We start from the raw sequence: 7,833 nt of genomic DNA, 5'->3' as shown, positions 1-7,833 counted from the left end.
GCCGCGCCGTCGCGGCGGCGGCCGAGGCCCGGCTCCGCGCACGCGGCGACCGGACCGTCTGGCTCGGCGTCCTGGAGGCCAACACCGAGGCGTTCGCCTTCTGGACGGCCCTCGGCTACGAGGAGACCGACCGCCGCCCGGACGTCGCCAAGGGCCGTCCGACGATCGTCATGCGCAAGGCGCTGACCTAGCAGCGGGAGAAGGCCGTCCAGCGGGACGGGGGCCGGTCGTCAGTCGACCGCCGTCGAGAGGGAGGTCTCCCGCCAGGCTTCCAGTTCCTCGCTGACCCGGGCGAGCTTGGACTCCAGCAGGGTGACGCAGTCCTCTCCGAGGGGGAGGCGGACGGGCGGGGCGGGCGAGGCGACGAGCTCCAGGACCGCGGCGGCGGCCTTGGCCGGGTCACCCGGCTGGAGCCCGTCCCGCGCCGCCAGGACCGGGATCACCTTCCCCGCCGTCTCCCCGTACTCGGGGACGGACGCCGCCGCGCGGCGCATGCTGGTCGAACCGAGGAAACCGGTCCGGAACGAGCCGGGCTCGACCACCGTGGCGTGCCCGCCGAGCGGGGCCAGCTCCGCGTTCAGCGCCTCGGTGATGCCCTCCAGGGCGTACTTGGACGCGCCGTAGACGCCCGTCGCCGGGCCGGCGGCGAGACCGACGATCGAGCCGATGTTGACGACGCGGCCCGAGCGCTGCGCGCGGAAGGCCGGCAGGACCGCGCGGGTGACGTTCAGCAGGCCGAACACGTTCGTGTCGAACAGGGCGCGGGCCTCGGCGTCGCTGATCTCCTCGACCGCGCCGAACAGGCCGTAGCCCGCGTTGTTGACCAGGACGTCGATGCGGTCGTACCGGTCCAGGGCCGCCCGCACGGCGTCCCTGGCCTGGTGCTCGTCGGTGACGTCGAGCCGGACGGTCAGGTGGTCGCCGTCCAGGGCGGGCATCGCGTCCGGGTCGCGGACGGCGGCCACGACCCGGTGGCCCCGGGCCAGCGCCGCCTTCGCGATCTCCAGGCCGAGGCCGCGGGACGCACCGGTGATGAACCAAACAGACATGAAAACTCGACTTTCGGGGGAGCTGATGCGTGGAATGAGAGAAAGAACAGGTCAGTGGGGTTGTCTGGGCTGCGCGGGCGGGGCCGACAGGGAGCCGAGGAGCCGTAGCGACTCCTCCGACGGGCTGCCCGGCTCGGCCTGGTAGACGACGAGCTGCTGCCCCGGAGCGCTGTTCACGGTCAGGACCTCGTAGCCCAGCGTCAGATCCCCGACGCGCGGGTGGCGGAACAGCTTCGCCTCCCGCGTCTTGGACCGGACCTCGTGCCGCGCCCACAGCCGCGCGAACTCCGGACTGGCGATCGACAGCTCGCCGACCAGCTCGACCAGCCGCGGATCGTCCGGGACGCCGCCGGACGCCGCGCGCAGCGACGCCACGCAGTTCTCGGCGACGCGGTCCCACGTCCGGTAGAAGTCGCGGGCGGCGGGGTTCAGGAACAGCGCGCGCAGCAGGTTGGTCTCGTCGCCGAGCCATTCGAACAGGGCGGCGCCCAGGGCGTTCGCGCCCAGGACGTCCTGGTGGCGGCCGAGCGCGAGCGCCGGGGTGTCGGACCAGCGGTCCATCAGCGACGCCATGCTCGGATGCAGCCGCTCGCGCCGGGACGCCCTGCGGCGCGGACGCGGCGTCCCGACGAGGCCGCGCAGGTGCGCCGCCGCCTCGTCCTCCAGGAGCAGCGCCCCGGCGAGCGCGTCCAGCACCTGCGCGGACGGACGCACCTCGCGTCCCTGCTCCAGCCGGGAGTAGTAGTCGGTGCTCACACCGGCCAGCATCGCCACCTCGTCGCGGCGCAGGCCGGGGGTGCGGCGGTCCCCGCCGGGGGCGAGCCCGTGGTCCTCGGGACGCACCAGCGCGCGGCGCGCCCGCAGGAACTCGGCCAGTCGCCTGTCGCTCATCTGTCCACCTCCTGACCCCGACGCTATGCGGCGCGGGCGGGATCCGGGTGGCCGCGGCACTCCTACCCGAACGCCTCGGCGACGATGTGCTCGGCGATGGCCAGCGACGACGTGGCACCGGGCGAGGGGGCGTTGCGGACGGACGTGACCGGCCCGAGGCGGCTGATGCGGAAGTCGTCCACGAGCGAGCCGTCCGGGTCGATGGCCTGCGCCCGCACCCCCGCCGGCGCGGGCGCCACGTCCGACGCCCTCAGCGAGGGGACGAACGAGCGCGCCTCCTTCACGAACGCGTGCTTGAACAGCGACCCGTACACCTCCTTGGCGCCCGTCCGCCAGTGCTGCCGGGCCAGCGCGCCGAAGCCGGGCCACGCCAGCGTCTCCCGCAGGTCGCGGAGGTTCACGTCGCGGCGGCGGTAGCCCTCGCGGGCGAGCGCCAGCACGGCGTTCGGGCCCACGTCCACCCCGCCGTCCACGCGCCGCGTGAAGTGCACGCCGAGGAACGGGTAGCGCGGATCGGGGACCGGATAGATCAGCCCGCGCACCAGGTCCGGCCTGGTCAGCCGGTAGTACTCGCCGCGGAACGGGATGATCGCCGGGCCGGGGCCGTCGCCCGCGAGCCGCGCGACCCGGTCGGACTGAAGGCCCGCGCAGACCACCAGCCGGTCGAACACCAGCTCCTCGTCGCGGGACGCGACCGCGACCCGCCCGCCGCGGGGCGTGATCCGGACGACCTCGAAGCCGAGCCGCAGCTCCCCGCCCGCGTCGGTCACGTCACGCGCGTACGCGCGGGCGACCGCCGGGAAGTCGACGATCGCGGTCGTGGGGGAGTGCAGGGCGGCGACGCCGCGCGCGTTCGGCTCGACCTCGCGCAGCTCGGCGGCCGTGAGGCGGCGCAGGCCGGGGACGCCGTTGGCGGCGGCGCGCTTCTCGATCTCCAGCAGCGGGTCGAGCTCGCGGGACGTCCGCGCCACGACGACCTTGCCGCACTCCTCGTACGGCAGGCCGCGGTCGGCGCAGTACTCCCTGAGCATGCCGATCCCGCGGCGGCACAGGGTCGCCTTGAGGGACCCGGGCGCGTAGTACAGGCCCGCGTGGGCGACGCCGCTGTTGTGGCCGGTCTGGTGCGCGGCGACCCGGTCCTCCTTGTCGAGGACGGTGATCTCCGCACCCGGACGGACCTCGCCGAGGCGGCGCGCCACCGCCAGGCCGAGGATGCCCGCGCCGACCACGCCGATGCGCATTTCGGTCACCCGGGCACCCTACGGTCCGGACGCGTCGCCTGCCCAGGCTCGCGCGCCCACCCCGCCCCGCCCGGAACCGGCCACCCGAGCCGAGCCGACCGGCTCAGCCGGCCGGCCCAGCCAGCCGGCCGTGCGGACGGGCCGGGGTCAGCTGCCCAGGCGCTTGCGGCCCTGGGCGCGCACCCGGCGGCGCTGGGATGGGTCGAGCATGAGGTAACCCGCGACCGGGACGCCGATCGCGGCGAGCACCAGCAGGCCGACCACCCAGGTCGGCAGGAAGAACCAGAGCACCATCGCGACGATCACGCCGCCGATGGCGATTTTTGCCGGGGATGACATGGTCTGAACCTCCGTACGGCCGCCCACCTGTACAGACGGCCGGGACGGGCCGCCGGTTCCACGATATGTCGCGTTTCCCCCGCGGTCGAGCGACGCCCCGAGCGACACACCGCGCGGCGTCCCGGCGCTCCGGCCGGTCAGACGCGGAGGGTGAGGCGACCGCCGCCGAGCGCCTTCAGCACGTCGGCGTGCAGGCGGCCGTTGGTGCACACGACGCTGCCGCCGTCCGGGCCGGGGATGCCGGACAGGTCGGTGAACATGCCGCCCGCCTCCTCGACGATCACCTGGAGGGCGGCCAGGTCCCACAGCGAGACCTCGGGCTCGGCGGAGATGTCCACGGCGCCCTCGGCGACCATCATGTGCGACCAGAAGTCGCCGAACGCGCGCGTCCGCCAGACCGAGCGGGTGAGGTCGAGGAACCGGTCCAGCCGGCCCTGCTCCTCCCAGCCGGAGAGCGAGGAGAACGACAGCGACGCGTCCGCCAGGCCAGACACCTGCGACACCTGGATCTGCTGCGCCCGGTTCAGGGCGCGGCCCGTCCACGCGCCGCCGCCGCGCATCGCCCACCAGCGGCGGTTCAGCGACGGCGCGGACACCACGCCCACCACGACCTCGTCGCGCTCCATCAGCGCGATGAGCGTCGCCCACACCGGGACGCCCCGGACGAAGTTCTTGGTGGCGTCGATCGGGTCGATCACCCAGCACCGCTTGTTGCCGCCGGTGCCGACGGTCCGCCCGTACTCCTCGCCGAGCACCGCGTCGCGCGGGCGCGCCCGGCTGAGCGTGGACCGGATCTGCTCCTCCACGCCGCGGTCGGCGTCGCTGACCGGGGTCAGGTCCGGCTTGGTCTCGACCGCGAGGTCCAGCGACCGGAACCGCTTGGTGGTGATGTCGTCGGCCGCGTCCGCCAGCACGTGCGCCAGCCGCAGGTCATCGGAATAGCTCGCCACGGCCGCACACGCTACCGCGCCCTCCGGCCGGGACGACAGCCGTACCGGAAGGTCGGGCGCCGGAGCGTGGCGGAAAGGCGGCGGAGCGTGCCGGGATGGGACGATGGCGGGCATGGCGCACGACCTTCCCGGATGGGTGGCCGAACTGACCGACCCGCGCCGGGCCTCGACGCTCGACGAACTCGCCGACCGGCTCGTCCCGCTGGCGGAGCACGCGATCGACGTGTCCCGCCGGCTGCAGGCGCTGCTGAACGAGCTGAACGACCCGTTCAAGCGGGACGCCCTGTACGGGCGGGTCGACCGGCTCAAGACGCGGGCCGGCGAGGCGATGGACGAGATCACCGCGGAGATCGCGGCGTCCGGCGCCGAGCGGGTGGAGCGGATCTGGTCGGACTGGCTGGAGCGGACGCTCCCCGCCGACCGGGCGGGCGACCGCGCCCGCGAGCTGCGCCGCCGGCTGGAGGGCGAGATCGTCCCGGAGCTGACCCGGCGGCAGCGGGAGGTCGCCGAGAAGGTCGCCGGGCGGACGTCGGCGGCGCTGGAGGAGGCCACGCAGACGCTGCTCACGCGGGTGGAGGAGCTGGCCAAGGCGGTCACCGAGCTGATCCACGGCGTGCTGCCGATGGCGCGGGAGGGGCTGGCCCTGGCGAGCCGGATCTCCGGCCTGTCCACCCGCGCGCGGCAGTCGGGGCGCGGGCCGGTCCCGGACGACCTGCGCGAGGAGAGCACCGAGCTCTCCCGGACGTTCGACGAGGCTGTGGCGCGGCTCGAACTGGAGTGGGCCACGCTGGGGGCCCGCTCGGCGACCGTCCGCGCGGCGCTACGGGCGGCGGAGGAGACGGCGTTCTCGCACGTCACGCAGGAGATGACCGACTGCGTCGAGGAGCTGGCGCCCGAGCACGTCCGCGCGCTGCAGGAGACCGAGGCCCGCGCGGCGACCCTGTTCGAGGGCCTCGCCGACGAGTGACCGCCCGCCCGCCCCACCGGCCGCTCACCCGCCCGCCCTGGCCCGCTGCGGTCAGGCGGGGGTGATGGCCTGGGGGAAGCGGAGCAGGGCGTTCGGGTCGTACTTCGCTTTCACGGCGCCGAGGCGGCCGGCGTTCGCGCCGTAGTAGTCGGTGCGCCAGGACGCCAGTTCCGGGTCGGTGTAGTTCACGTAGGCGGCGCCGCGCAGGTAGGGGTCCATGGCGCCGTGGACGCCGCGCAGCCACGCCATGTCGTCGCTCGGCGCGAGGTACTGGGCCGAGAACAGGGCGTCGCGGTGCGGGAAGGCCGTGGCGGACGGCGCGACGCGGCCGATCGCCCCTCCCATCGCGTCGAGCAGCACGGACCGTCCGTCGCGTCCCCGGACGCGCCGCACGAGTGACTCGATCGCGTCGTCCGGGAGCGGGCGGCGTGCCATGTGCGACTTGGCGGTGTAGTCGGTGCGGGGAAAGCGGCCCGCGACGTGCTGACCGGGGAGGCGTCCCTGCGCATGGCACTCGTCCACGGTCTGCCCGACGCAGCCCGCGAGCCGCAGCATGGCGTCGGTGTAGGACTGGGGGTGGGCGGCCAGGTCCGGGCTCGCGCCGCCCACGGCGGCGGCCAGGGCGTCCGTGGGGCCGGACGGGTCGGACAGCGCGAAGCCCTCGACGGAGACACCGCGCGTGGCGTCGAGCTGGAAGCTCGTCCAGACCTCGTCGGGCGCGGACGGAAGCCAGCGCTGCCAGCCGCGCAGCGCCTCGGCGGCCCGGGACCGCGGCCAGCTCATCGTGAACGGCGTCACCTGGTCGGGGACCCGGTGGGTCCGGTAGGTGAAGCCGACCGCGACGCCGAAGTTGCCGCCGCCTCCGCCCCGGCAGGCCCAGAACAGGTCGGGCTCCCGGGACGCGTCGCACTCCCGGAGGACGCCGTCCGGCGTGACGATCCGGAGCGACTCGACGGCGTCGCAGGTCAGCCCGAACGCCCGGGAGGTCGCGCCGAGCCCGCCGCCGAGCGTCAGGCCGGAGACCGAGACCGTCGGGCAGCTGCCGCCGGGGACGGTGAGCCCGCGCGCGCCGAGCCGCGCGTACAGGTCGATGAGCCGGACGCCCGCGCCGACCGTGGCGTGCCCGCCGCCGATGTCGATCGCGTCCATCGGCGAGACGTCGATGACCAGGCCCGTTCCCGTGGACCAGCCCGCGTAGTTGTGGCCTCCGCTGCGCACGGCGACGGGAATCCGCTGCCGGGCGGCGAACGCCATGCACTCGGCGACGTCCGAGGGCTGGGCGCAGTAGGCGATCCCGGCGGGCCGGACGTCGTCGAAGCGGGGGATGTAGAGCCGGCGGGCGCGGTCGTAGTCGGCGTCCCCTGGGCGTACGACCCGGCCGTGCAGCCCGCGTGCGAGCGCGTTCCAGTCAGCGGGCCCGGTCGGGGAGGCGCGGCTCGTGCGCGCGGGGGCGGGTTTGCCGGGGGACGAGGAGCATCCGGCCAGGATGCCCGCTCCGGCCGCCAGGAGGAACGTACGCCGTTCTAACGCCATGACCTCGTCACTTGAGCTGGAAGGACTTGCAGAACTCCTCGTAGGCGCTCAGGCCGCCGTCCCAGTCCTTCTGTGAGGCGGCGAGCAGGACGGCCTCCGCGCCACCGCTGACCTGGAAGACCCGGACCTTCACCCTGCCCTGCATGTCCTTCCCGTCGGTCGCCTTGGTGAACGTGAACTCCAGTTCCGCCGCGTCGTGGCCGGCGAGCGGCACGGAGTTCCGCCGGTTGACCTCGTGGTAGGTGCGGTAGTCGCCGCTCTCGCGCAGGCGCCGGCTGACCTGGTCGAGCGTCACCGCGTTGCTGACGAAGAGACCGCTCGACTTGAACGCCGAGATGCCCCGGACGACGCCCGCCGCCGGGTCGCGGAACGTGGCCTGCCCGCCGTTGTCGGTCACCGTCCAGCCCGTGGGGTAGGCCGCCTTGAAGTCTCCTCCGTCGTAGAGCGTGTAACCGCTGGGTACGGGCGCGGAGGACGGCGGCGCCTGCCTCGTGGGCGAGGTCGTCCCGGCCGTCGGCGCGGACGTGGGCGACGGGTTCCCGGACGCGTCGTCGACGCCTCGGTCGTTCAGGAAGACGGCTATGACGACGACCGCGGCCAGCAGCAGGACACCGAACACCCCGGCGGGGATGACGATCTGCCACGGCACCCGCCCGGACGGCGGCGACGGCGGGGTGTCCTCCCCGGCGGACGGCGCGGAGGGCGGCGGTGCGGGCGGCGGCACCGGCGACGGGACGTGGACGTCCACCGAAGGGTCCTTCGGCGGCGGAGTCGGGGAGCCGGGCACGGCCGGAGAGAGCCACGGCGCCGGGCCCTCCGCCGAGCCGCCCGCCGAGCCGCCCGCCGAGCCGTCCGGCGGGCCG

8 protein-coding genes and 1 pseudogene are annotated in these 7,833 nt (G+C 74.8%); 2 read left to right on the top strand and 7 right to left on the bottom strand.

Features of this window, described 5'->3' with window-relative positions; translation table 11 throughout:
- On the top strand, positions 1-191 hold a 191-nt coding region (locus tag DZF91_RS39630; RefSeq protein WP_199486531.1), incomplete at its 5' end, for a GNAT family N-acetyltransferase.
- A 39-nt stretch (positions 192-230) separates the two neighbouring features.
- Here the strand turns inward: DZF91_RS39630 and DZF91_RS10120 are convergent.
- The 5 genes from DZF91_RS10120 to hisN form a co-directional block, all read right to left on the bottom strand.
- On the bottom strand, positions 231-1,049 hold the full coding sequence (locus DZF91_RS10120; protein WP_117357217.1) for an oxidoreductase: 819 nt from the start codon (positions 1,047-1,049) through the stop codon (positions 231-233).
- A 51-nt stretch (positions 1,050-1,100) separates the two neighbouring features.
- Positions 1,101-1,940, bottom strand: coding sequence for a helix-turn-helix domain-containing protein (locus DZF91_RS10115; protein ID WP_117357216.1), 840 nt, complete (start codon positions 1,938-1,940; stop codon positions 1,101-1,103).
- A gap of 62 nt (positions 1,941-2,002) precedes the next feature.
- The gene (lhgO, locus tag DZF91_RS10110) at positions 2,003-3,181 is read right to left on the bottom strand and encodes an L-2-hydroxyglutarate oxidase (RefSeq protein ID WP_117357215.1); all 1,179 of its coding nucleotides are present in this window, start codon (positions 3,179-3,181) and stop codon (positions 2,003-2,005) included.
- 147 nt (positions 3,182-3,328) lie between these two features.
- A complete protein-coding gene (locus tag DZF91_RS10105) occupies positions 3,329-3,520 on the bottom strand; it encodes a hypothetical protein (RefSeq protein ID WP_117357214.1) in 192 nt (63 codons plus the stop codon).
- Positions 3,521-3,657: 137 nt separating this feature from the next.
- The gene (gene hisN, locus DZF91_RS10100) at positions 3,658-4,470 is read right to left on the bottom strand and encodes a histidinol-phosphatase (RefSeq protein WP_117357213.1); all 813 of its coding nucleotides are present in this window, start codon (positions 4,468-4,470) and stop codon (positions 3,658-3,660) included.
- A gap of 112 nt (positions 4,471-4,582) precedes the next feature.
- On the opposite strand from hisN, the gene DZF91_RS10095 reads away from it, so the two are divergent.
- On the top strand, positions 4,583-5,437 hold the full coding sequence (locus tag DZF91_RS10095; protein WP_147341086.1) for a hypothetical protein: 855 nt from the start codon (positions 4,583-4,585) through the stop codon (positions 5,435-5,437).
- A gap of 51 nt (positions 5,438-5,488) precedes the next feature.
- On the opposite strand, the gene DZF91_RS10090 is transcribed toward DZF91_RS10095, so the two are convergent.
- Both DZF91_RS10090 and DZF91_RS39625 read right to left on the bottom strand, forming a co-directional pair.
- Entirely contained in the window at positions 5,489-6,970 is a 1,482-nt protein-coding gene (locus DZF91_RS10090) for an FAD-binding oxidoreductase (protein ID WP_117357211.1), read from the bottom strand.
- A gap of 7 nt (positions 6,971-6,977) precedes the next feature.
- A pseudogene (locus DZF91_RS39625) lies at positions 6,978-7,833 on the bottom strand (hypothetical protein); the annotation flags it as partial.

This window comes from Actinomadura logoneensis (assembly GCF_003428695.1).
Taxonomy (GTDB): domain Bacteria; phylum Actinomycetota; class Actinomycetes; order Streptosporangiales; family Streptosporangiaceae; genus Spirillospora; species Spirillospora logoneensis.
Note: the sequence above shows the minus strand (reverse complement) of the source record. Positions and strands in the feature narration are given on the sequence as shown.